Genomic DNA, 20,583 nt, shown 5'->3' with positions numbered 1-20,583 from the left:
TACCTCCTAAAAACTAAAATCATCTGAATTTAAATAATTGAGAATATCATCATCAGAATAACTAGATAATGGATCTTTTCTATCTCTCATATCGTTGAAATGATACATAGCTTGATACATTGCATCAATCAGTGCATCAACAACATCAATTTTTAATGACTGTCTACTTTTACCAACTTCCATACCTGCCTTGTTATCCGAAACTTCAGCATTCATCAAAGCTTTTTTCATAATTTCGTCATCTAAATGAGTAACCTGTCTGTGATAAAAACCATTTTGAACAAATTTAATTGATTCAGTCAAAACATATGATGTCTGCTTAACAGGCATGATATTCCAATCAGTTTTATCATTAAGGGTTTGGGTGAAATTATTAGTACGCAAAGTATCATATCCAAAGAATACTGGATTAAGATTCTTCTCATCTATATATGTAAGCAACCACGTATAAACTTGATCCAAGTTTATTAATCCACGCTCATTATTTGTAATCGTACAATATCCCAAATCTGCCATCTTTCGATATTGAATACCATCAGACTTTTCTTTGGCTTCTATTGAGCCTAGTAATTTCCAAGGAACAAATGAGTGCTGTACAAGATGATACATTGCTTGATCACCATCTTCATATGGAAATATAAAGAACAACGCAGTGTTATCAGATGTCAGACTGGCATCAAAACCTATATATACATCTCTATTACTAATATCAAATTCTGAAACAGTGGTCGCATCCCAATCATCACCATCAATATATGAATTAGTCTTGTGATCTAACCAAATATTCAAGTTCTTATTAGCAAAACTAAACTCTTCTCCATTTACCCTTTTAACATCTAATTCACGTTGTAATCCTGAAATCAGTTGCTCTTTTTTGTCTGGCAAATCTAGTAAAGGATTACTTTTGACCCATGTTTCAGGTTTATCAATTTCATCTTCTTTATCTTGTGACCAAATTAGGCAAAGCTGATGATCACCAGCACGTTTTTCATCTTGTTCCATAGCTCTGATAATAACGTCCTCCTCCTGCTTGAATGGAACCGTTGAATCAGGATAAGCAGTTGAAATTTGAACAAATTGAGAATTCTCTGTATTAATTTGTCCTGAGGTGATTTTGGTATTAACAACACTATGATTAGTTTCACCAGCTTCATCATACACAGCAAACAGAAAATGATAACTATCAAACTTACCTGATTCAGCAGACAACTGAAGTAATCTATTATTAGTATTACGTTGAATAACACGATTATATTGAACATCCATATCAGTCTTTTTTGCAAACTCTTCAAATAAACGATTATCTTTTGTAAGTTGATTCATCATTGTTGAAATGTATCCAAAGATTTTTTTAGCTTGCTCAGTAATATTACTAGTAACCATCAGATCCTGATTATTTTTACCCATAGATTCAATCAAATAAGAATAACAGGCAATAATTGCACAAAGATAAGTTTTACCTTGTGCACGTGCAACAGAAACAATCACTGAACTGTATCTCTTATTACCATTAATTCCACGCCATCCAAACATCTGCGATAATATGAACTTCTGCCAGCCCATTAAATCCACAGGCTTACCTGTATCAACATTGGGACATATTGCAGCAAAGTTTAAAACTTGTTCACACTTTTTTACATCATATATAAACGGAAAGTTATCAACTTTTTCTTCCACTCTTCTTAAATCGCTGATGTGCCGGTAACATGCTAACTTCAATAAATATCCTGTCACAATTTTTTTATCTAATACATCAAAACAGTATTGAGTACCATCATCATTATATTTATCACGAATAACAGAAAAGTTACCCTTGGAATATTCCTCGAGTAACTTTTTTTCACGTTCACTATTCTTAATTTTTGTCAGATCCATTATCCACCAAACTCCTTCATAGCTTTCTCTAATTCAAAGTCAGAGTCATCTTCATTATCCAATAGTTGAGAATGAGAATTGAAATCAATTCCCAGCGTGATACCCAATGTACGCATATTCTTAGAACAAATATCAATAATATTAACAGCCGGATTCTTTTTGAGATTACCATTTGAATCTTCATATACACTTCCATACTCTTTCAACTGCTCATTGGCTTCTTTGTATTCAGCATATTGTGTACAAAATAATTCAAGATTAGTTTGGTCCAATGTCGTAACTAATCCAACCTTGTTCAATTGTGGTACCAACTTTTTCCACAAAGCTTTGGCATCATCCATCATATAACGAGGTGGTCGGTTGGATATTTCTTTGATGTCTTTTCGTGCTGCCTTTAATTTTTCTTTTCGTTGGTTTTGCTCTGGATGATTAGGGTCAACTAACTTCAAATTGCGTTTTCTTCCTGCATTTCGGACGTTCATATTCTCACCTCCTCTGTAAAAGTTTTAATTTTCGGGGTTTCTTTTTATCTCATGACCACTATGCGAGCTGTCTCCTTAGAACGAATAGGCGGGGGCCTATTTAGAAAAGTTAGGTAGTTCTGACAGATTCTTAATCAAGATATCAGCCTTAATACTTCGCTTTTCATCCTGATAACCAGTGTGATAGAAACGTTGTTCCCACTCCGTCTTAGCTCTGTGACAAGTATTACAGCAAGTAACCAAGTTAGAGATATCAGTCATCAGTTCAGGCGCTGCTTGAGCAGGTACAACGTGATCAACTATCTTAGCAGGTCTAACAAGACCAAACCTCAAACAATATTGACATAAGTAATTATCACGTTCTAATACAAACAGGCGTAACTTCTTCCACTGACTAGAATGATAGAACGATTCACGTTTGCTCCTTTCCTTAGATCTATATCTAACATTAGAGTTGTAGTCTTTGGTATGACTTGCAATATGTTGATGCATCTTATTCATACGCTCTTGATAGGCTGGTAGTTCATCAGCATGCTCATTACAGAACAGTTCAGTACCTGACACTAGGTTATGACAACCACTGTGCTTGCACCTTCTTACGAACATCTAATTGCTACCCTTATCGGCCTTAATATCATGCATGATATGTAACTGATTATTCAATGCTGAACAATACTCATTGGCTGTCTTATCAAAGTTACTATCAGTCATCTTCATATCTTTGTACTCCATATACTTAATAACTAGGTGGTACATAACATCAGTGATACCAAACTCTAACTCTCTCTCTTTGACATCACTGCCAACATCTACTTTGAACTCACTGTCACTAACCATCTTAATATTAAGAACTTGTTTCATATCCATTCCTCCCAAAATAAAAAGCCCACAGACGTGGACTCAAAAGGATAGTACAGGATTCGAACCTGTGAATCACATTGCGTGATTACTTGCTAAACAAGTGTGATAAGCCTGACTCTACCAACTATCCATATATCACCTATGAACGCAAGCTCGGTGAATGATTGCATGGCCCATGATGTTTAAGAAATATGCTCCGATTCGGTTATAAGATCCGACAACTACAATCGCTTTTTGTTCTAAACATCCGCTGCATATTCTGGATATTTATCAAACGTGCCAATGTGAGAATCAGGAGTCGAACCTGAAAGAAGTAAACAATTAGCAGCAAATATAATTTAGAGGAGGAATTACAATGACTAACACCACATTGATCAACTAACTCCCGGCTCTCACGATACAACAAAAGGGATGCCATTAATTGACATCCCCTGAAACAAACTTTTATTTTATACTACTATATTAACACCTAGCTAACTGCACAAAAAGGACAAGAAAGGGTCATTTTGAACTTAGTGATTCAATACCCGCAATACCAAATAAAAACGTTGAGAACTCCTCTCTGGACGTCTCAAGGTCCCGCTTAACGGTTCTTTCAGATGAATGCTGAATATTAGCAATATCTGTAATGGTTGGTTTGCGTTTTGAAAAAGGGTCAATATAGTACATTTTCAAAACTTCGAATCTTCTTTTAGCAGCATCTCCATCTTTATCACAGTAGATTTCATAAGCAATTAATTGAGCATTGATATAATGCATCATCTCTCTAGTCTTTAACTTGTACTTGATAACTGACTTCAATCTAAGATCATCAGGATCGAATATACTGCTAAGATAGTTATCCACCGTTGAATTAATATCATGCACGTGACTGTTCAAAATGTGATAGTTTTCAAGCAGCAGTTTAGTATTATGTAATTTCCAGTCCCTCAACTCATTAGATGACTTCTTATTCTTTCGGCTTTCCTCATCCAATGTTTTCTTTACGATTCTTTTGATTATTTCTTCGTCCAAAATACCGTCCTCCCAAACATCCCTTTTGCAATATTTATTACTTAGGACAACTGCTTAAGCTCCAAGCATCGTTTTTCAGTTGGACCTTGAGCAATCCATCTTCTAAATCTAATAGAATCAATATTGTCAAACGACAGAGTACCTTCTATCCGATGCTTCTTTATAATTCGCTTTTTCTTTGATTTATATTCTTTCCAGTTATTTAATCCCACTCTTTTCCCCTCTCAGAATCAAAATATCCAATACTCATATAGAACGTGTAACACTTATTACAAATATCCTTACCGTTGCCCATTCTGAAATCTGCTTTCTCACCGCACATATAACAAACATGCTTCCTATTGACCATCTTAATCAACCTCATAACCATTATTGATGGCATCAATACATTTTGCATAAGCTACATGAGTATATTCATTACCTTCAAATATCCATTCACGCAACCTAATTTCATATTGATTAAACTTCAAATCATCATAAAGTAATCTGTTAAGATCCCTGATCAAATTAATCTCTGAATGTCTAAATGGGCCAAATGAACTTGCTTGAATTTTTTCTTTTTCGTGTAAATACCAGGTATCAAATACTACGGGCATCGTTATTTTTCCAAGTTCTGTTTCAAGAATTTTACCAGCAATGGTAGAAATATCACTCGCACATTCAATAACCTTTAATCTATCTTTTGGATAACTTGATTTCAGTTCAATATTTATTTTCATAATAATTTACTCTCCAATCAAAAAATTATTTTGTATTTTCATTTCTTCCATACCAATCAGATAACTCAATAGCCTCAATAATACTTTTTGCCTTATTATCAGTACCACAACCATTCCTGATGGTAGTGTAATAAGGACTAATAGTTCCATCATCTTCACACATGATTGTAAACTCAGTATCATCATTCAGATTTTGGAAAGTCATTAATTGATCGTCAATCGGAATTTCTTTAATTCTCCAATGATCAGGATTGAATCCCTCCAATTTCAACATTTCAAAAGTTGCACGTTCCATTTCTTCTTCAATTTCACTTATCATCATTTATCAACCTCTTTATTAGACTTCAATTCGATTAACATCCCTAATTCCAACATCATATGAAATTCTTCTGATGACTTGTATTCGTACATGTCATTTTTGCTTTCTGTGGTTTTATCAAGCAGCTGAACTGAATTAGATCCAACTATGTAAAGGCTTCGTCTGCTGATAGCCATAGAATCTCTAACAGCACGACTCACTTGAAATATATGGCTCCTTCGCTTAGGCCAACTACTAGTTGCTTGATATGTTCCTATCAGTTCAAATTTCCTCATAACAATAACCTACGAAATAACAACGACATGTTTTGATTCAACTTCTTCAGCAAAGTTATCCTCTAGGTATGTTGCTACTGAGTTCATAGCCTCGTTCTTCCAAGCACCACCATCAGCTTCAAAAATTGCCGTTAGCATTCCATTCTTCATACGAAAGATAAACTTACTTGCTGGTTGTGTAACCTCTGCGAACGTTCTATATGGGGCAAGTGTAACGGGATTAGGAACTTTCACTTCACTAACAGATGCAACACCTGTCTTGATATTAACTGATTGACTTACACCATCATCATTTGCTGAATGAACTGTCTTTTCTTCAAGATTTCCAATGACTTTTAAGATAATTTCTCTATCTGGATTTTCAACAAATTTTGATTGCAAAGTAATATTCATTTCTTCCTGATCAAGGAATTGGTAAAAATCAATTCGTGGTAATACAGCTCTTGAACAAACTAACTGCTCACGTCTACCGTATGAATCAAGTCCACCATAAACATCAACCATAGTTGGGGATGTTACTTGAATATATAATTTTTCGTTTTTACGTTCAGGCATATTTTTAACAATATCGATCAGGCCTGTAAGTGTGTTTAATTGAACGGAATCTTCTGATAGGTTCTTTGGCAACATGAGGCGAACATCCCCATTGCCATTGATACAGTAATTTCTACCATCAATATTGATTACCTTGTTATTTGAAGCTTCATCCGATATTTCTTTCAATTTGTTAATTACATCTACTGTTAAATCCATTATTATTCCCCGCCTTACGCATTTTTATTTTGAAAATCAATTACTTTCTTTGGCCCTGAATCTTGATGATTTGATTCTTCAGTTTGTGATTTTTCAACCTCATCAACATCTTCACCGATATCTGTTTTAGCTTTACCATCTTCAACGTCAATGTATGTTTGACCAGGTGTATTAGACTTAAGCTCATTAGCTTCGATACGACCATTATTCATGTCACGTCCAACTAGCATGGTTGTAATCACTTCTTTTTCAGGAGCAAGTTTTGATTTAACTGTTGTCATGACTCCAACGGCGTTTCTCGTATCGTTGGGTGCAAATACCAAATCAATTTGAATTTTTCGCTTAGTAGTTGGATCAGTATTTGGATCTAGGATATTCTTTGTTACCTTTTCAATTTCACGAGTGAACTTCTCTTGAACTCCACCATCGCCAATTTCAGTTAAATCAAAATTAATTAATTTTTTATTTTTAGTCATCATTTTTCTCCTTCATGAATACAGACCACCTTGTTTTAGATCTTCCATCTCCAAACAATGGTTCTTGACAAAACACTTTCCAAATCTTAGCCATTGATATCTGCTCTGTATTCCATTTAAAGATTAAAGTTCCATGAGGTTTCAGAACCCTCATGCATTCATCAAAACCAGACTTCAAGTCTTGCTTCCATGTATCTTCATCAAGCACACCATACTTCTGTGCTAACCATGAATTGCTACCAGCATTAATTAAGTGTGGCGGATCGAATACAACCATATAGAAGGATTCATCTCTAAATGGTAAATGTCTGAAATCAGCTAACCTATTTGGATTAACAATTAATCTACGTCCATCACTTAAAGTTGTCTCCAACTTTCGATTATCAATAAACAAAGTGTCTTTATTATTCTTGTCATACCAAAACATTCTTGATCCACAACAAACATCTAGAATTGTTTTCTCATTCTCTTTACTGTCAACATTCTCTATCTCAACAATCAACTCAAATATTGGTAATACTTGCTGTGGTACAACAGCGTTGCCTAGTGCCTTAAGTCTGTCCACCCCTTCGGAAAGCCCATTATCATTTCGTTGAATTCGGCTGCTTGAACTGGCGAGTACTCGAGCGCCTGAAGATAGTATGTCATTCGCATCGTTCCAGCGTGTCTGCCTGGTTTCGTTCTCAAAGCTCTGCGTAAACTCCCCAATACATCGTTCCTCGCAACCTTGGTCCACGCCCCCCCATCGCTTGCGGTTGGAGTTGGCCACAATAAATGTTCTTTGCCGTTTATGCAACGTCCCGATGGCCAAAGCTGGAAGTATAAATGTCCTTGCTTCGTAGCCAATACTCTCCAAGTCAGATAGCGTTCTGTCGAGCTCCATATTGGCGAAGTTAGCAACATTTTCTCCAACAACCCAATCGGGCCTGATTTCTTTGATAATTCTAAACATTTCTGGCCAGAGATCACGGTCATCTTCTGTGCCTTTTTGCTTCCCGGCAATACTAAAAGGTTGGCAAGGGAATCCTCCGGAAATAATGTCAATTGATTCAGGATCAACACCTACCTTTCTAAGCGATTCCTTATCAATTTTTGTTACATCGGGCAATATTGGTACACCCTTGAAATTCTTTTTTAATACTTTAACTGGAAACTCTGCCATTTCAGATAACGCAATAACATTAATACCTGCCATTTGTTCAGCCAGTGCAATTCCACCGATCCCAGCGAAGAGTTCTAATGAATTCATTTTTACCTCCTAAAATGGTAAATCGTCATCCGATATATTAATTGGCTTGCTACTGTCAACAAATGGATCATTGCCATTGCTAATTCCATTCTTATGCTCGTAATCATAGTCATACGGCTCTGGAACATCATCAGACTTGGAATTGCTTGCTGCAGGCGCATTATTTGAATTTTGTTGATTAGAATTAGATTCACGTGTAGCCTTTTCAGCTTTTGATTCAAGCAAAGAGAACTTCTCTGATACGACCTCAGTCACATAAATTCTTTGTCCTTGCTGATTTTCATAACTACGTGTCTGAATACGTCCATCAATACCAACAAGTGAGCCTTTGCTAGTAAAATTAGCAAAACTTTCTGCTGCCTTACGCCAGATAACACAGTTGATAAAATCAGCTTCACGTTCACCTTTAGAATTTGTGAACTGTCTATTAACAGCTAGCGTAAAGCTTGTGACAGCTTGATCAGAGGATGTATAACGCAATTCAGCATCCCTTGTCAATCTACCAACCAATACAACTCTATTTATCATTGCTCCACCTTCTCAGATCTAAATTTCCTCAATCTTTCTTTTATTCCTTTTTGTTTTGCAGCATATTCTTCGTCAGACATATGGATCTCATATTTTGACCAGTCAGTTCCCTCTTCAACACGCCTATGTTCATTGTCATAATGGGATTTAGGCACAGGTCTGCTATTTAAGTAATCCTCAAACTTATCAGCAAACAAAGTTCTAGGTCTCAAATACTTATTCATCTTCGGATCATTAAGCCAAACGACAATCATGTTATCAATCACCGACTTGAAATCATCAACATCAAATCCATCATCGATTCTCAATTTGATATATTTTTGATTAGACTTAGAGTTCTTAAATTGTTTTGAAGTCTTCTCGTTGAGATAATCAATTATTTGTTGATAAGGGATATCTGGTTGAGCTTGCTCGACAATATCTTTATTACTAACATGGTTCACTAAACCTGGTACACTATCCTCGCAATTTTCTAAGTAGGGCTTTTAGTATTCTCAGTAGGGTTGCTTAATTTATTAACTACCCTGTTTAGATAATTAATAGGGTAAATTTCCCTTTTGATCACTTGCTTGGGATTGTCCTTTGCATATATCAATTTGACCTTTATATATTTCTTTTCAGCCAAACTAGATATTAATTGGGAAATACGTGATGAACTAACATGTAAGAATTTAGAAAGATACTTGTTACTAGCAAAGCATCCCTTTTCATAACTTGATAAGCTGTCTAGTTCAACGAATAGCAGCATCTCCATCTTGGTCATATTCTCATCTTCCCAAAGTTCCCTAGGGATCCATATACCCTTAAAGTCTCTTTTTAATTCTTCAGTCATCTCAATCACCATAACTTTCAATTGTTGTATAGATGGCTGAGAACGTAGTATAATAAACACGTGTTCGAGTGTTTGAGAGATACACGTCCTCAACCTTGATTTGGTCATTGTCAGTCGCATGACAGTGACTTTTTAAATTCACTTAGTCTATTAGCTGATTCAATAAAGTTATGAATGTGATTCCTGGTAGGAAATATCCTAGCCAGGATTTTTTTTGCTCAAATTCAATTGCTAAATCAATCAGCTTGGTTAATTCTTGATTACTCAATTGATCACCTCCCTAGATCTTTGTAAAAAATATAAAGAACTATAATTCCAATTGCATATATAACCAATCTCCCAAACATGGCATCACCTAATTGATCGAAAAATGATAATTGATATTATCTTCGCCAGTTTCTGAAACTGTTACTACAATATTTGCATCTGACAATGCTCTCAACTCTTGAGAATTGAATTTAAATGACAATCTCATTCTGAAATTGGAATTACCATAACCAATTTCTTTCAAGATTTTTCTGGATAATTCTTGAAGTTTCTTTTCATGTTTTGCCATTGGTACTGTTTCTTGTAATTGAATAAGATCATGCATATTAATTTCTCCTTTTATTTTGGTATTTCCAAATTCCAAATTGCCTCGGTATGCTTTCTGCAAAACTTACAAAAGGTTTGATAATCAATCTTGTACCCTTGACCATTGACTGGATAGAATACTGGTCCACCTTTTCTAGCGTCTAACGAATCTTCGAAGTATCTTAAGGTTGCTAGTAATCTTTTATCATGCAGACCACTAATCTTGGCTACCTCTTTGAATGACAGATAAAGAGGCTGCAGCTTAGCATCGCGAACTTCATTCAGTACTATTGATCTGATTAAGTCATCAGGTAGATGAACCTCTGCCATGAAAGGTTTTTCTTGAACTTCTTGCATATTTACACCTCATTTAACATTGAAATCAGTAAGATTCTTAATGATTCCTTTTATTGATTTATATTTCATTAACAAATAAGTAACTAACATTCCTGATCCAATCATCAATACAGACCAGTTAATGGTGCTTAACGTTGAATAATTCCAATGCATAAATTAATCTCCTTTCGTTTGATATACTTTCCCTAGAAGGGAGGTGAAAATAATGGATATGATTAAAGCAAAACAGTTAGAATACGCACTGGATATTTATCATGAATACGCAACTACTCGTGACAATCCTATTAACGATTATCCTGACTTTAAAGTTATATGGAACTACAATGGACAATTGATAACATGTAACACTTATAGGAAACAAGGTGATAATCCAATTATCAAAGAAACACGCAATGGTAGCGACTTTCGGACAGTAATACCAGATTTCAGTAATGAATCAGCTAATGATCCGTTTGTAACAATACGGCACGAAATATTTAATAAACTTTTGGATTATATACAAAGCTATCTATACCTATACAAGAATCCTGAACATTTATTAAACTTCTTAATTGAAGAAGTAAATCAACTAAAAGGTTGTGATACTGAAAATGTTGATAAAAGTACGCTTTACAATGTTCAAACAGTTAATGACAATACAGCGTTAAAGTTCATGATGATTGATGAGAATACAGATTTAGTACCTGTATCACTTATTTCAACTTTAAAAGATTAGTTTCATAATGTAATTTGTTATACGCATATTGAAGTCCCATGTACGCTTCTTGGTACGTGAGACTTTTTTCTTTAAGTAAATCAACTACCTCTTCACCAATATCCTTTCCTGCCCCAAAATTCATGGCATTCATATCTTGAACATCAGGAAATTGTTCTAAATACATATGTCTTTTAGTTTTAATTTCTTCTTCCATTTCTCTCACAATAATTAAGCCTCCTTCAAAAATTTATTAACAAAGTATGTCTGTCCCTTACCAGTAACTTTGGGAGTTCTAGTAACTCGAACTGAACCATCAGGATTGTTGTATGTACGTTCTTTAATCTCAAATATCTTCAAATCCATTGATCGTTGAGTGGGTAAATTTCTATCTGAACGATTACCAGCAATCAGGTAACCACGGTTACGCAACCATGCAAATAACCTCTTAGAACCGATATCTACACCATTCTGATTGAGTAACTTTGCTAACTCACCAATCAGAATACTTGTATCGCTAGTCTCAACTGCATTGGCAAAAAGTACCTTTGGTTTCATTCTTTCATTTGCAATTTTTAGTTGAGCATTCTCGTTTTGAAGAATTGCATACCCTCTTTTGACAATTTCCTGAGGGTCATTCCATTTTCTTTGAAGATCAATAAAATATTCCCTGAATTGAGAACCCTTTGATGTCTTGCTTAGCATTGCTAAGTGTTCAGCCATATTAATGGTTATTGAATAATCATCAACCTTACGAATAGCACCGTTATTAACAAGCGTAGTTCCAACTACACTTGTGTAATCTATTCCCTCTTGGAACATTTTGAAGTTTTGATTTACCCATAAACTAAATCTTGTTTTTACTTCTAGCCCTTTGTAAAGCTCACGAGCATCAACGACTTGTTGATCATCTTTTACAGTTACATTTATTAATGAATTAATACTTACACCTTCTTTATTGATATACTTGTCTTAAAAAAGAGATGACAACTTTGGATTTATCTAAATTTGACTGGATTGCTATTGGATCATTAATCATTTCACTACTTAGTTTTATTTACACATTCACTAAAACAAGAAAAACTATCAACGTAACTTGGGACGACAATCTAATTGAAAATCCCCCCGATTCGACCTTTATAATTGATCCAAACGGAAAAACACCAACTTTCACTCACGTACTTACAGGTTCAATTTCAATCGTTAACCCTAGTTCAACAGACATATCGTATTTTGATTTAAGAATGTTTGACCCCTTATCAAATCTCAACGTTGAGATCATTACTAAAAAAACTGTTCAACCATATATAAAAAGTAAGAATATCTATCAATTCTTAGACAACCAATACGACAGATTCCAACAAATGGATGTTCCTGAAAGAAAGTTTGGAATATTGAAAAGTAATTCATACACAAAGATTGACGTAATTGGTGACTTTGATGTACTTCCAGAAAAAATGAGTAATGTAGAAAAACTGACCGCTTCGTTTAAGATTCCCAAAAGAGCCATTTTTAAGGATCGATATGCTATTACAAACAGAAAAAAGTTTAAATATTACTCAAAAACCTATGACATTACTGGTTGGAAAGCACGCTGGCAATCAATGATAAAAGAGCAACAACAAATGATATTAAAGGCAAAGAAAGATGTGCAAAATAAGCAACAAGAACAATAATTGTAACCACTACAAACGTAATTAATATTGAAATAATAAAATCCACTTTTTTTCTTCCTTTCGGTTAATCATCGAGTAATACAATCAATGTGAATCTGGAATACTTTTAGTTTTAGAAGCTAGCTCATTAGCCAATGAGTTAGCTTCTTTTAGTTTCTTGATCAACAAATCAATATCGGTAAAATCTACATCTATTTTCAATTTGTTTGGTTCCATTCATCTCACATCCCTTCTAATCTACAAATCATTGTTATAATTTAGTTAATTCAAAATATTGGTGGTGATATAAATATGGATGACGTAGTATTCACAGTAGAGTTTGATGGTACTGATTCAAACGAACGTGCGAATGAACTATTGTCAAAAAATTGGAAATTGCTACATGTTGGAACTAAATGTGTTGATATCATTGACTCAACAAATCAAGTAGATTACGAGACCTCATATGTCCTTGGTGCAAACAAGGAACAATATGAAACTTACAAGAATGAAATTGCCGAAAGTGAAGCCAAATTCAAAAAAGAATTCGGTGAATAACAATCCTCCCTTTGCCACTTATCTGGTAAAGGGCTTTTTATTTTCCATCGATTTCTTATACACAAACTTGTCAACACATATCAAAACGTCATTGATCTCATAAGGTGTCAATCCTGATGAGCTGACTTGATTAATTATCTTTTTCAATAATCGATTTTGATTCACATCTAAAGATTGAATACCCAAATCTTCATGCCTGTAATTCTTATACACAGGTAAAATATTCATTTATCTCACATCCCTTCTAAGATATTGCTTTACGTTGCTTTTTGGGAACGATTGGGGCAAAAAAAATTTGAATATCATTATAATGTCCCAATTCCTTTGCCACATCCGCCAATTCATCAGCCCCAAATGGAATGATACCATTTCTCGTTTTATATATGAAGATCTATTCATTCCGATTCTTTTTGCTAATTCATCTTGAGTCATACTCTTAGCAATCCTCTCAGCCTTGATTCGGCGTGTGTTTACTCTCATGGGACCACCTCTCTTTCATGTCTATACTTTAACCTTTATCGTTCCCTTTTGTCAACACTTTATCATCTAAAAATACATTATTGTGCTTTTTGGGAACTTTTTATATTGTTCCAATTGGGAACATCTGTTATTATATGGTTATTGGAGGAAATTGCTTATGAGAAATAACGATGAAATTGTCAATATACTAACAACTGCTCGAAAAAAGAAAAAGATTTCAATAAGCGAATTAGCCAGAATGACAGGAGTAGCAAAATCTTCACTTTCAAGATATGAAAATAAATCTAGACAATTTCCATTAGATCAAGTAAGTAACTTTTCTAAAGCTCTCTCACTTAGCCCTGAATTTGTTCTTGGCTTTAATGATAATGAAGATGAAATAGATAATAACTCCATTAGTAAATCAAACAATTATAACTACTTCGATACCGGTATATCTGCAGGGATGCTGATGGAAGTTGATCCATTTACAAAAGATGATGTTCAGCAAATTACTCTTTCAGATGTAATCATGGGTAAATACGCTGGTGATCAAGACATAATTGTTTCCCATGTAAATGGTGAATCCATGAATCGTATCTTGCCTGATAAATCGTTAATAGCAATTAAGAAGTTTCATACAATCGATGACCTTAGGGATGGCGATATTGTCGTCTTTCAAGATGGTGGTGATATGTCTGTTAAACGATTCTACTTCGATGACAACAGTCGGATAGTGACTTTCAGTCCTGACTCCTATGATTCTTCATTTAGACCAATTAATTATCGCTACGAAGATTTTGGCAACGTCCGAATTGTTGGTAAGGTTGTCGTTTATACGGTTGAAATTTAACAAATGCAAATGAGGTCTTATTATGACTAAAGAAAAAAGAACAGTTGATCTTCGGCGTGTTCTATTAGAAGCCTCTGCTGAATGTTTTGCAAAGAGACATATCAAATGATTCAATGGACGTGAATACTGGGGTGAAGATGCTATCCAATATGGATACAATCTAATAGCATTCACACAAGTACTAGATCGAAAGTTCCATGTACACAATTAAATTTCTATTGTCCAGATACCGATGACATAAAAAGCTGAATACACTGTTATAAGGGGAATAACATGGTAAAAGTTGAAATTAAAAAGCCATATGATTCATCAATCACATTAACTGATGGCTATGCAATAATTGAAAGATTTGGAATGGATTCAGTTATTGAATATGGTCCTGAAAAAAGACAAGATATTTCTTTAGACAAAATAAAATCAGTTAGTTATAAGGATGCTGACGAAACAGATGGGTATCTAAAAATAATATCGACAGATAATCAAAGTGTGTCCGTACCATTCAGTGATCAATCCTTAAACGATGATATGAATAATATTAGTACCATTCTTAAGAAGAGTATTAAACCTGAACCAGTCGAAACTGATTCCAATAATAACGAATCAAGTGAAAAAGTATTCTGCTACAAATGTGGTAAAAAGATAGATAAGAACGTTGTATTTTGCCCCTACTGTGGTACTGAGCAAAATCATCCATCTTCCAATAAATCACCTTCAATAACAAATAACGATAACTCCATAGATGATCAGGAGAAAATCAATCCTAATTCATCTGCTTGGATAGCTCTGGTAGCAGTCGGCTGGGTAGTATTTGCAGTATCTATAATTCCTGCATTTAGCTGGCTACAGTTCGTTTCATTTATCTTGGGTATAGTTATTCAAAATGCATTTCCATCTCATAAGGGTGCTGGTATGGCTATCTGGATTGCATCTGCTGCTATATTTGGAATTTCATTTATGTTTGGATTCTTAACTGCACTTTGATGGTTTGCGCAAATAAAAAAGCCCTGTACTAATGTACAGAGCAAAGATTAATTTACTATTAAGAGATAATATTATTACTTCTTAAATATTTTAATGCACCACTGTCCAATTGAAGCCAATGAATATACTCACCATCAGATAAATCAACAACTGGATCCCCTTGCAATAAATGAACTAATAATTCTTTGGTTATATTGGGTTTATCATCATATTGCGAATACATCCCCTCTGTATCTGCAATATCAAATACATCATTACTATTACTTATTGGAAATATGTCGTTGGAAGGAGTCATAGTTATCACCTCTAATAAAAAGAATAAAAACAAAACACGTATTGATAGATTACCAAGCGAAGCTAAAGACCAACTTACTGAATATATTGAAGATTTAATCGATGATGCTGACAGATATGATCATGGTGAATTAAAAAAGATTAAAAGGTCATCGGTAATTTTAAGATCATTATACTATGATACAAAATTTTCACATAGCTTATTAAAACAAATTGGTGATAAAGAATACATCAAAATGGATTCCTATTCCAATAATAAAAATGAGAATGATGTATATTACGGAAATATCTTTACAGCTTCCTTTGAAATTAGAAGTAAAAAAAAGTACCTCTATACCTTTCTCTTTCATCCAACTAAAGAACATCCTAAAAGAATAATTCATTTTGATAATTGGCTTAATGGTAATGTCATAACACTTGCAAATACTCAAATAACTCGAAAAGAAGTAATTAGAATAATGGCCAATCAAGATGGCGGCGCTCATTTTGATCCTAAAATTGATAATGTTTATTCAAAGTTACAAAGAGGAAAAATTGGTTGGCAATACGATAAAATGAGTAAAGAAGCATCGCTATTTTTGTTTGGTACACCTGACGAATCGCCAAAAAGTCCTGAACATATTGAGAATGCCATAATGAGACAAATAGTTCATGAAACAATAACATCATTAATCAGGTGGTATAAATTACCAATAGAGTATAATCCTGACTTTGAATTTCTATGGCAAAGAAAACTAAATCGCATAGGTTTTCAATTTACCGCTACACAGAAGTAATTTATATTTAAAAGATGCATTAAATTAAATACTACAATAAGTCTCAAAATTCGTAGGCTTATTTATTTTTACCCTATTTCACTGAAAGGAGGTGATTTACATGTTTGTAACAACTAAAAACTATCAAGGAGGTATATTAAATGGCTCAAATATTTCAAAATAAAGCAACTAGACTATATGGTTTCCGTATCTTTTACTACGATGAGCATAAGAAAAAGCAGTCTATTCAAAGAACAGACTTCAAACGTAAAGTAGATGCAATTAATGCTGCAGCAAGATTAGAGATCCGTAAAGGAAACTCAAACTTACAAAAAGCCGAACACATTACTTTCGAAGGATTCTTTAAGGAGTGGATGAATACTTATAAAATCGATAGATATAGTGAATCTACTGATAACAAGTATAAGAATGCTCATTTGTTTATCAAAACTTTCTTTGGAAATAAGTTATTAAAAGATATGACCAGGATGGACTATCAACGAATGATTGATACCTATTCCCTAACCCACGTGAAAGATAGTATTTATAGATTAAATGGATACATTAACTCATGTTTAAATGATGCCATTGATCAGAAACTAATAAATTCTAACTTCACTAGGAATGTTGTCATAACTTCTAAGAAGAAAGGAAAATCTAAGGAGCTCAAATACCTGCAGTATGATGAGACTCAACATCTCAAAGCTATGGCACTTGCTAATGCATCTATATTTAACGTATCAGCATATGAGATACTCTTTGCCCTTGGAACTGGTGCTCGCTATGCCGAAATAGTCGGTATGACCTGGGATTGCGTGGATCTAGATAAAAATATCATCGACATCAACAAAACATATGATTACAAAAAAAGAACCGGCTTCCTACCCACTAAGACGGAAAGCTCGGTTCGATCTATAACCATATCACCAGAATTAGCAACACAGTTACATAAGTTAAAGATAGAACAAAAAGCATTATTTCTCAAACAAGGATTCAAGAATAAACTGAATCTGGTGTTCATGAATTATCAACACTACGTCCCGTCCGATACTGCAGCTAATAAAAAGCTACGTAGTTACCTACTATCAGACAAGATCAAAGCTAAGAATTTGATTGGATTCCATGGTTTAAGACATACACATGCTTCTATACTCATTGGACAAGGATTGACCTTAGAATACGTTTCTCAACGTCTAGGACATTCTAACGTTGGTATAACATCACGGGTATATGTCCACTTACTAAATAACTACCGTGAGAAGGAAGATGCCAAGGCAATTAAGGCGTTAAATGATCTATAAGATTTTATTTAAATATAGTAAAAATAGAATCTAAAGATTAACCACAAAAAATTCTGTTCTCACACGGGGTAAACCAAAAGTGTGCCAGCGATGTGCCAAACCTCGAAAATGTGCTAAAATGTGCCAACACTTTGTGAGGTTGGTTAAAGGTCGAAGGACAATAAAAAAGCCAGCAACGTTGATTTAACAACATTACTGACTATATCGACTTTGTGAAGTTGAGGTTAGATAAACCTCATTATACCGGTGATCGGGGTCGAACCGATACTCCCTAGTGGGAACAGGATTTTGAATCCTGCGCGTCTGCCAATTCCGCCACACCGGCATTTTAATACTTAGGCATAGCCCAAAGGCGGTAACCGGATTTGAACCGGTGATGAAGGTTTTGCAGACCTCTGCCTTACCACTTGGCTATACCGCCATATTGATATTGTAACTATTGGGTTAGCTGGATTCGAACCAGCGCATGATGGAGTCAAAGTCCATTGCCTTACCGCTTGGCTATAACCCATTAAAGGGCGGTATGTGGGAATCGAACCCACGTGTGTCGGTACCACAAACCGATGTGTTAACCACTTCACCAATACCGCCATGATAAAAGGTAGAAACAGGGATAGTAGGAATTGAACCCACACTGACGGTTTTGGAGACCGTAGTTCTACCTTTAAACTATATCCCTAAACTATGGAGGGGAGTGGATTCGAACCACCGAACCCGAAGGAGCGGATTTACAGTCCGCCGCGTTTAGCCAGACTTCGCTACCCCTCCAAAATGGCGCGGGACGGAATCGAACCGCCGACACATGGAGCTTCAATCCATTGCTCTACCAACTGAGCTACCGAGCCATTAACGGTCCCTGCGGGAATCGAACCCGCGATCTCCTGCGTGACAGGCAGGCGTCCTAACCAACTAGACCAAGGAACCAAAAAGTAATTATAACGAAGCTAATTGCGGGAGCAGGATTTGAACCTACGACCTTCGGGTTATGAGCCCGACGAGCTACCAGACTGCTCCATCCCGCGATAATAAAAATGAAACTATAAAACTTAATTAGTTAAGGAGGATGTGGGATTCGAACCCACGCGCCGTTTTCACGACCTGACGGTTTTCAAGACCGTTCCCTTAAGCCGGACTTGGGTAATCCTCCATTGCTTAAAAAGTAAAACTTATAATACTATAATGATGCATAAGCATCAATGACCCGTACGGGATTTGAACCCATGTTACCGCCGTGAAAGGGCGGTGTCTTAACCACTTGACCAACGGGTCATAAAAAACGGAGAAGGAGGGATTTGAACCCTCGCGCCGCGTTAGCGACCTACACCCTTAGCAGGGGCGCCTCTTCAGCCACTTGAGTACTTCTCCAGACATAGTGGGCCTAAATGGACTTGAACCATCGACCTCACGCTTATCAGGCGTGCGCTCTAAACCAGCTGAGCTATAGGCCCATAACAAGCGGCAAAGCGGGTGACGAGAATCGAACTCGCGACAACAGCTTGGAAGGCTGTGGTTTTACCACTAAACTACACCCGCATTAAAGCCTCTTAATGATTAATATGACAAGGCGTTATCATATTAACGGTCCCTGCGGGAATCGAACCCGCGATCTCCTGCGTGACAGGCAGGCGTCCTAACCAACTAGACCAAGGAACCAATTAATTCAATTGCGGGAGCAGGATTTGAACCTACGACCTTCGGGTTATGAGCCCGACGAGCTACCAGACTGCTCCATCCCGCGATAACAATATGAATTTAAGCTTTATTCCTGCGATGGACCCTGTAGGACTCGAACCTACGACCGAGCGGTTATGAGCCGCCTGCTCTGACCAACTGAGCTAAAGGTCCGGAATAAATAGCGGCGAAGGGGATCGAACCCCCGACCTCCCGGGTATGAACCGGACGCTCTAGCCAGCTGAGCTACACCGCCAAAAAAAATGAAACTTGCAACATTATGCTGCTATCGGGAAGACAGGATTCGAACCTGCGACCCCCTGGTCCCAAACCAGGTGCTCTACCAAGCTGAGCCACTTCCCGAAATAAAGCAATGCACCCAGTAGGAGTCGAACCTACAACCTTCTGATTCGTAGTCAGACACTCTATCCAATTGCGCTATGGGTGCATATTCATTATAGTGCCGAGGACCGGAATCGAACCGGTACGGTAATCACTTACCGCAGGATTTTAAGTCCTGTGCGTCTGCCAGTTCCGCCACCCCGGCGTTACTATAATGAAAGCGGAAGACGGGATTCGAACCCGCGACCCCCACCATGGCAAGGTGATGTTCTACCACTGAACTACTTCCGCATTAATGCCGACTAGAGGATTCGAACCTCCGACCCCCTGTTTACAAGACAGATGCTCTGCCAACTGAGCTAAGTCGGCATAAAATGAATTATGCTTATTCAATTTTAATAAAAAACTCTCAATATTGCAACAACAATATTGGTATACGGGTGAAAGGACTTGAACCTTCATGTCCATAGGACACTAGAACCTAAATCTAGCGCGTCTGCCAATTCCGCCACACCCGCATAGTGTGTGTATCTTTGTTGCAAATGAGTCGTGACGGGTTCGAACCGTCGACCCTCTGATTAAAAGTCAGATGCTCTACCAGCTGAGCTAACGACTCATGGATGGAGGATACAGGGATCGAACCTGTGACCTCCTGCTTGTAAGGCAGATGCTCTCCCAGCTGAGCTAATCCTCCATGAATGAATAGC

At 36.1% G+C, this 20,583-nt stretch carries 30 protein-coding genes, 26 tRNA genes and 1 pseudogene; 7 read left to right on the top strand and 50 right to left on the bottom strand.

What is annotated here, in order from left to right; translation table 11 throughout:
* Positions 1 to 6: 6 nt before the first annotated feature.
* The 19 genes and pseudogenes from JCM14932_RS09905 to JCM14932_RS16605 form a co-directional block, all read right to left on the bottom strand.
* On the bottom strand, positions 7 to 1,875 hold the full coding sequence (locus tag JCM14932_RS09905; RefSeq protein WP_025024715.1) for a terminase large subunit: 1,869 nt from the start codon (positions 1,873 to 1,875) through the stop codon (positions 7 to 9).
* Positions 1,875 to 2,357, bottom strand: coding sequence for a phage terminase small subunit P27 family (locus JCM14932_RS15250; RefSeq protein ID WP_025024714.1), 483 nt, complete (start codon positions 2,355 to 2,357; stop codon positions 1,875 to 1,877). The genes JCM14932_RS09905 and JCM14932_RS15250 overlap by 1 nt, the downstream gene beginning before the upstream one ends.
* 96 nt (positions 2,358 to 2,453) lie before the next feature.
* Positions 2,454 to 2,963 (bottom strand): HNH endonuclease, encoded by a 510-nt coding sequence (locus tag JCM14932_RS09895; protein ID WP_034543133.1) that lies wholly within the window; start codon positions 2,961 to 2,963, stop codon positions 2,454 to 2,456.
* On the bottom strand, positions 2,964 to 3,218 hold the full coding sequence (locus JCM14932_RS09890; protein WP_025024712.1) for a hypothetical protein: 255 nt from the start codon (positions 3,216 to 3,218) through the stop codon (positions 2,964 to 2,966).
* Between the two features lie 501 nt (positions 3,219 to 3,719).
* Entirely contained in the window at positions 3,720 to 4,232 is a 513-nt protein-coding gene (locus tag JCM14932_RS09880) for a hypothetical protein (protein ID WP_025024711.1), read from the bottom strand.
* Positions 4,233 to 4,582: 350 nt separating this feature from the next.
* Positions 4,583 to 4,951 carry a hypothetical protein gene (locus tag JCM14932_RS09865; protein WP_025024710.1) on the bottom strand — a complete coding sequence of 123 codons (369 nt, stop codon included), beginning with the start codon at positions 4,949 to 4,951 and terminating at the stop codon, positions 4,583 to 4,585.
* Between the two features lie 25 nt (positions 4,952 to 4,976).
* Positions 4,977 to 5,273: a hypothetical protein gene (locus JCM14932_RS09860; RefSeq protein WP_025024709.1), complete on the bottom strand. Its 297-nt coding sequence runs from the start codon at positions 5,271 to 5,273 to the stop codon at positions 4,977 to 4,979.
* Positions 5,270 to 5,545 carry a hypothetical protein gene (locus JCM14932_RS15245; protein ID WP_034543131.1) on the bottom strand — a complete coding sequence of 92 codons (276 nt, stop codon included), beginning with the start codon at positions 5,543 to 5,545 and terminating at the stop codon, positions 5,270 to 5,272. The genes JCM14932_RS09860 and JCM14932_RS15245 overlap by 4 nt, the downstream gene beginning before the upstream one ends.
* A 9-nt stretch (positions 5,546 to 5,554) precedes the next feature.
* The gene (locus JCM14932_RS09850) at positions 5,555 to 6,298 is read right to left on the bottom strand and encodes a hypothetical protein (protein WP_025024708.1); all 744 of its coding nucleotides are present in this window, start codon (positions 6,296 to 6,298) and stop codon (positions 5,555 to 5,557) included.
* A 14-nt stretch (positions 6,299 to 6,312) separates the two neighbouring features.
* Entirely contained in the window at positions 6,313 to 6,774 is a 462-nt protein-coding gene (locus JCM14932_RS09845; RefSeq protein WP_025024707.1) for a hypothetical protein, read from the bottom strand.
* Positions 6,767 to 7,201: a class I SAM-dependent methyltransferase gene (locus JCM14932_RS16375; protein WP_081776150.1), complete on the bottom strand. Its 435-nt coding sequence runs from the start codon at positions 7,199 to 7,201 to the stop codon at positions 6,767 to 6,769. Before JCM14932_RS16375 ends, JCM14932_RS09845 begins: the two co-directional genes overlap by 8 nt.
* A 285-nt stretch (positions 7,202 to 7,486) precedes the next feature.
* A pseudogene (locus JCM14932_RS15240) lies at positions 7,487 to 7,969 on the bottom strand (DNA cytosine methyltransferase); the annotation flags it as partial.
* A gap of 63 nt (positions 7,970 to 8,032) precedes the next feature.
* On the bottom strand, positions 8,033 to 8,551 hold the full coding sequence (gene ssb / locus JCM14932_RS09835) for a single-stranded DNA-binding protein (RefSeq protein ID WP_025024705.1): 519 nt from the start codon (positions 8,549 to 8,551) through the stop codon (positions 8,033 to 8,035).
* A complete protein-coding gene (locus JCM14932_RS15235; protein WP_025024704.1) occupies positions 8,548 to 8,994 on the bottom strand; it encodes a conserved phage C-terminal domain-containing protein in 447 nt (148 codons plus the stop codon). Before JCM14932_RS15235 ends, ssb begins: the two co-directional genes overlap by 4 nt.
* A gap of 29 nt (positions 8,995 to 9,023) precedes the next feature.
* Complete coding sequence (locus JCM14932_RS09825; protein WP_025024703.1) at positions 9,024 to 9,383, bottom strand: helix-turn-helix domain-containing protein; 360 nt, start codon at positions 9,381 to 9,383, stop codon at positions 9,024 to 9,026.
* 142 nt (positions 9,384 to 9,525) lie between these two features.
* On the bottom strand, positions 9,526 to 9,651 hold the full coding sequence (locus JCM14932_RS17465; RefSeq protein ID WP_268870371.1) for a hypothetical protein: 126 nt from the start codon (positions 9,649 to 9,651) through the stop codon (positions 9,526 to 9,528).
* Between the two features lie 87 nt (positions 9,652 to 9,738).
* A complete protein-coding gene (locus JCM14932_RS09815; RefSeq protein ID WP_025024702.1) occupies positions 9,739 to 9,975 on the bottom strand; it encodes a hypothetical protein in 237 nt (78 codons plus the stop codon).
* 14 nt (positions 9,976 to 9,989) lie between these two features.
* Positions 9,990 to 10,313 carry a hypothetical protein gene (locus JCM14932_RS09810; protein WP_025024701.1) on the bottom strand — a complete coding sequence of 108 codons (324 nt, stop codon included), beginning with the start codon at positions 10,311 to 10,313 and terminating at the stop codon, positions 9,990 to 9,992.
* Between the two features lie 9 nt (positions 10,314 to 10,322).
* On the bottom strand, positions 10,323 to 10,466 hold the full coding sequence (locus JCM14932_RS16605; RefSeq protein ID WP_155832114.1) for a hypothetical protein: 144 nt from the start codon (positions 10,464 to 10,466) through the stop codon (positions 10,323 to 10,325).
* A 52-nt stretch (positions 10,467 to 10,518) separates the two neighbouring features.
* On the opposite strand from JCM14932_RS16605, the gene JCM14932_RS09800 reads away from it, so the two are divergent.
* Entirely contained in the window at positions 10,519 to 11,028 is a 510-nt protein-coding gene (locus JCM14932_RS09800) for a hypothetical protein (RefSeq protein WP_025024700.1), read from the top strand.
* On the opposite strand, the gene JCM14932_RS09795 is transcribed toward JCM14932_RS09800, so the two are convergent.
* Together JCM14932_RS09795 and JCM14932_RS09790 are read right to left on the bottom strand one after the other, a co-directional pair.
* Positions 11,006 to 11,224 carry a hypothetical protein gene (locus JCM14932_RS09795; protein ID WP_025024699.1) on the bottom strand — a complete coding sequence of 73 codons (219 nt, stop codon included), beginning with the start codon at positions 11,222 to 11,224 and terminating at the stop codon, positions 11,006 to 11,008. The genes JCM14932_RS09800 and JCM14932_RS09795 overlap by 23 nt on opposite strands.
* Before the next feature lie 14 nt (positions 11,225 to 11,238).
* On the bottom strand, positions 11,239 to 11,949 hold the full coding sequence (locus tag JCM14932_RS09790; protein WP_025024698.1) for a phage antirepressor KilAC domain-containing protein: 711 nt from the start codon (positions 11,947 to 11,949) through the stop codon (positions 11,239 to 11,241).
* A gap of 50 nt (positions 11,950 to 11,999) precedes the next feature.
* On the opposite strand from JCM14932_RS09790, the gene JCM14932_RS09785 reads away from it, so the two are divergent.
* The gene (locus tag JCM14932_RS09785; RefSeq protein ID WP_025024697.1) at positions 12,000 to 12,683 is read left to right on the top strand and encodes a hypothetical protein; all 684 of its coding nucleotides are present in this window, start codon (positions 12,000 to 12,002) and stop codon (positions 12,681 to 12,683) included.
* A gap of 84 nt (positions 12,684 to 12,767) precedes the next feature.
* Here JCM14932_RS09785 and JCM14932_RS17460 read toward each other — a convergent pair whose 3' ends face one another.
* Positions 12,768 to 12,899, bottom strand: coding sequence for a hypothetical protein (locus tag JCM14932_RS17460; RefSeq protein WP_268870370.1), 132 nt, complete (start codon positions 12,897 to 12,899; stop codon positions 12,768 to 12,770).
* Between the two features lie 75 nt (positions 12,900 to 12,974).
* Here JCM14932_RS17460 and JCM14932_RS09775 point away from each other — a divergent pair, with 75 nt between their 5' ends.
* Positions 12,975 to 13,220 carry a hypothetical protein gene (locus tag JCM14932_RS09775; RefSeq protein ID WP_025024696.1) on the top strand — a complete coding sequence of 82 codons (246 nt, stop codon included), beginning with the start codon at positions 12,975 to 12,977 and terminating at the stop codon, positions 13,218 to 13,220.
* A gap of 228 nt (positions 13,221 to 13,448) precedes the next feature.
* On the opposite strand, the gene JCM14932_RS15230 is transcribed toward JCM14932_RS09775, so the two are convergent.
* Entirely contained in the window at positions 13,449 to 13,652 is a 204-nt protein-coding gene (locus tag JCM14932_RS15230; RefSeq protein WP_369342901.1) for a hypothetical protein, read from the bottom strand.
* A 205-nt stretch (positions 13,653 to 13,857) separates the two neighbouring features.
* Here JCM14932_RS15230 and JCM14932_RS09760 point away from each other — a divergent pair, with 205 nt between their 5' ends.
* Positions 13,858 to 14,532, top strand: coding sequence for an XRE family transcriptional regulator (locus JCM14932_RS09760; protein ID WP_025024694.1), 675 nt, complete (start codon positions 13,858 to 13,860; stop codon positions 14,530 to 14,532).
* Between the two features lie 273 nt (positions 14,533 to 14,805).
* The gene (locus JCM14932_RS09750; RefSeq protein WP_025024693.1) at positions 14,806 to 15,513 is read left to right on the top strand and encodes a zinc-ribbon domain-containing protein; all 708 of its coding nucleotides are present in this window, start codon (positions 14,806 to 14,808) and stop codon (positions 15,511 to 15,513) included.
* Between the two features lie 58 nt (positions 15,514 to 15,571).
* On the opposite strand, the gene JCM14932_RS09745 is transcribed toward JCM14932_RS09750, so the two are convergent.
* Complete coding sequence (locus JCM14932_RS09745) at positions 15,572 to 15,808, bottom strand: hypothetical protein (protein WP_025024692.1); 237 nt, start codon at positions 15,806 to 15,808, stop codon at positions 15,572 to 15,574.
* On the opposite strand from JCM14932_RS09745, the gene JCM14932_RS09740 reads away from it, so the two are divergent.
* A complete protein-coding gene (locus tag JCM14932_RS09740; protein WP_025024691.1) occupies positions 15,795 to 16,583 on the top strand; it encodes a hypothetical protein in 789 nt (262 codons plus the stop codon). The two genes, JCM14932_RS09745 and JCM14932_RS09740, sit on opposite strands and share 14 nt — an antisense overlap.
* A gap of 140 nt (positions 16,584 to 16,723) precedes the next feature.
* On the top strand, positions 16,724 to 17,863 hold the full coding sequence (locus JCM14932_RS09735) for a site-specific integrase (RefSeq protein ID WP_025024690.1): 1,140 nt from the start codon (positions 16,724 to 16,726) through the stop codon (positions 17,861 to 17,863).
* Between the two features lie 241 nt (positions 17,864 to 18,104).
* Here the strand turns inward: JCM14932_RS09735 and JCM14932_RS09730 are convergent.
* From JCM14932_RS09730 to JCM14932_RS09605, 26 genes are all read right to left on the bottom strand, one after another.
* A tRNA-Leu gene (locus JCM14932_RS09730) sits at positions 18,105 to 18,188 on the bottom strand.
* Positions 18,189 to 18,213: 25 nt separating this feature from the next.
* Positions 18,214 to 18,284, bottom strand: a tRNA-Cys gene (locus JCM14932_RS09725).
* 18 nt (positions 18,285 to 18,302) lie between these two features.
* Positions 18,303 to 18,374, bottom strand: a tRNA-Gln gene (locus JCM14932_RS09720).
* Positions 18,375 to 18,380: 6 nt separating this feature from the next.
* Positions 18,381 to 18,453: transfer RNA gene (locus JCM14932_RS09715), tRNA-His, on the bottom strand.
* A gap of 18 nt (positions 18,454 to 18,471) precedes the next feature.
* Positions 18,472 to 18,542 (bottom strand) — tRNA-Trp (locus JCM14932_RS09710).
* Positions 18,543 to 18,548: 6 nt separating this feature from the next.
* Positions 18,549 to 18,631 (bottom strand) — tRNA-Tyr (locus tag JCM14932_RS09705).
* 4 nt (positions 18,632 to 18,635) lie between these two features.
* Positions 18,636 to 18,708, bottom strand: a tRNA-Phe gene (locus JCM14932_RS09700).
* A 5-nt stretch (positions 18,709 to 18,713) separates the two neighbouring features.
* Positions 18,714 to 18,787: transfer RNA gene (locus tag JCM14932_RS09695), tRNA-Asp, on the bottom strand.
* A gap of 24 nt (positions 18,788 to 18,811) precedes the next feature.
* Positions 18,812 to 18,885: transfer RNA gene (locus JCM14932_RS09690), tRNA-Met, on the bottom strand.
* A gap of 35 nt (positions 18,886 to 18,920) precedes the next feature.
* Positions 18,921 to 19,010: transfer RNA gene (locus tag JCM14932_RS09685), tRNA-Ser, on the bottom strand.
* 50 nt (positions 19,011 to 19,060) lie between these two features.
* Positions 19,061 to 19,132 (bottom strand) — tRNA-Glu (locus tag JCM14932_RS09680).
* A gap of 8 nt (positions 19,133 to 19,140) precedes the next feature.
* Positions 19,141 to 19,228: transfer RNA gene (locus JCM14932_RS09675), tRNA-Ser, on the bottom strand.
* A gap of 8 nt (positions 19,229 to 19,236) precedes the next feature.
* Positions 19,237 to 19,311: transfer RNA gene (locus tag JCM14932_RS09670), tRNA-Ile, on the bottom strand.
* A 14-nt stretch (positions 19,312 to 19,325) separates the two neighbouring features.
* Positions 19,326 to 19,396 (bottom strand) — tRNA-Gly (locus JCM14932_RS09665).
* Between the two features lie 46 nt (positions 19,397 to 19,442).
* Positions 19,443 to 19,516 (bottom strand) — tRNA-Asp (locus tag JCM14932_RS09660).
* A gap of 11 nt (positions 19,517 to 19,527) precedes the next feature.
* A tRNA-Met gene (locus tag JCM14932_RS09655) sits at positions 19,528 to 19,601 on the bottom strand.
* A gap of 33 nt (positions 19,602 to 19,634) precedes the next feature.
* Positions 19,635 to 19,708, bottom strand: a tRNA-Ile gene (locus JCM14932_RS09650).
* A gap of 8 nt (positions 19,709 to 19,716) precedes the next feature.
* A tRNA-Met gene (locus JCM14932_RS09645) sits at positions 19,717 to 19,790 on the bottom strand.
* A gap of 33 nt (positions 19,791 to 19,823) precedes the next feature.
* Positions 19,824 to 19,897: transfer RNA gene (locus JCM14932_RS09640), tRNA-Pro, on the bottom strand.
* An 11-nt stretch (positions 19,898 to 19,908) separates the two neighbouring features.
* Positions 19,909 to 19,982: transfer RNA gene (locus tag JCM14932_RS09635), tRNA-Arg, on the bottom strand.
* A gap of 13 nt (positions 19,983 to 19,995) precedes the next feature.
* Positions 19,996 to 20,081, bottom strand: a tRNA-Leu gene (locus JCM14932_RS09630).
* A 14-nt stretch (positions 20,082 to 20,095) separates the two neighbouring features.
* A tRNA-Gly gene (locus JCM14932_RS09625) sits at positions 20,096 to 20,167 on the bottom strand.
* Positions 20,168 to 20,172: 5 nt separating this feature from the next.
* Positions 20,173 to 20,245, bottom strand: a tRNA-Thr gene (locus JCM14932_RS09620).
* Between the two features lie 66 nt (positions 20,246 to 20,311).
* A tRNA-Leu gene (locus JCM14932_RS09615) sits at positions 20,312 to 20,394 on the bottom strand.
* A 25-nt stretch (positions 20,395 to 20,419) separates the two neighbouring features.
* Positions 20,420 to 20,492: transfer RNA gene (locus JCM14932_RS09610), tRNA-Lys, on the bottom strand.
* Positions 20,493 to 20,497: 5 nt separating this feature from the next.
* Positions 20,498 to 20,570: transfer RNA gene (locus tag JCM14932_RS09605), tRNA-Val, on the bottom strand.
* Positions 20,571 to 20,583: the final 13 nt, after the last annotated feature.

Source organism: Companilactobacillus nodensis DSM 19682 = JCM 14932 = NBRC 107160, assembly GCF_000615905.1.
Taxonomy (GTDB): Bacteria; Bacillota; Bacilli; order Lactobacillales; family Lactobacillaceae; genus Companilactobacillus; species Companilactobacillus nodensis.
Note: the sequence above shows the minus strand (reverse complement) of the source record. Positions and strands in the feature narration are given on the sequence as shown.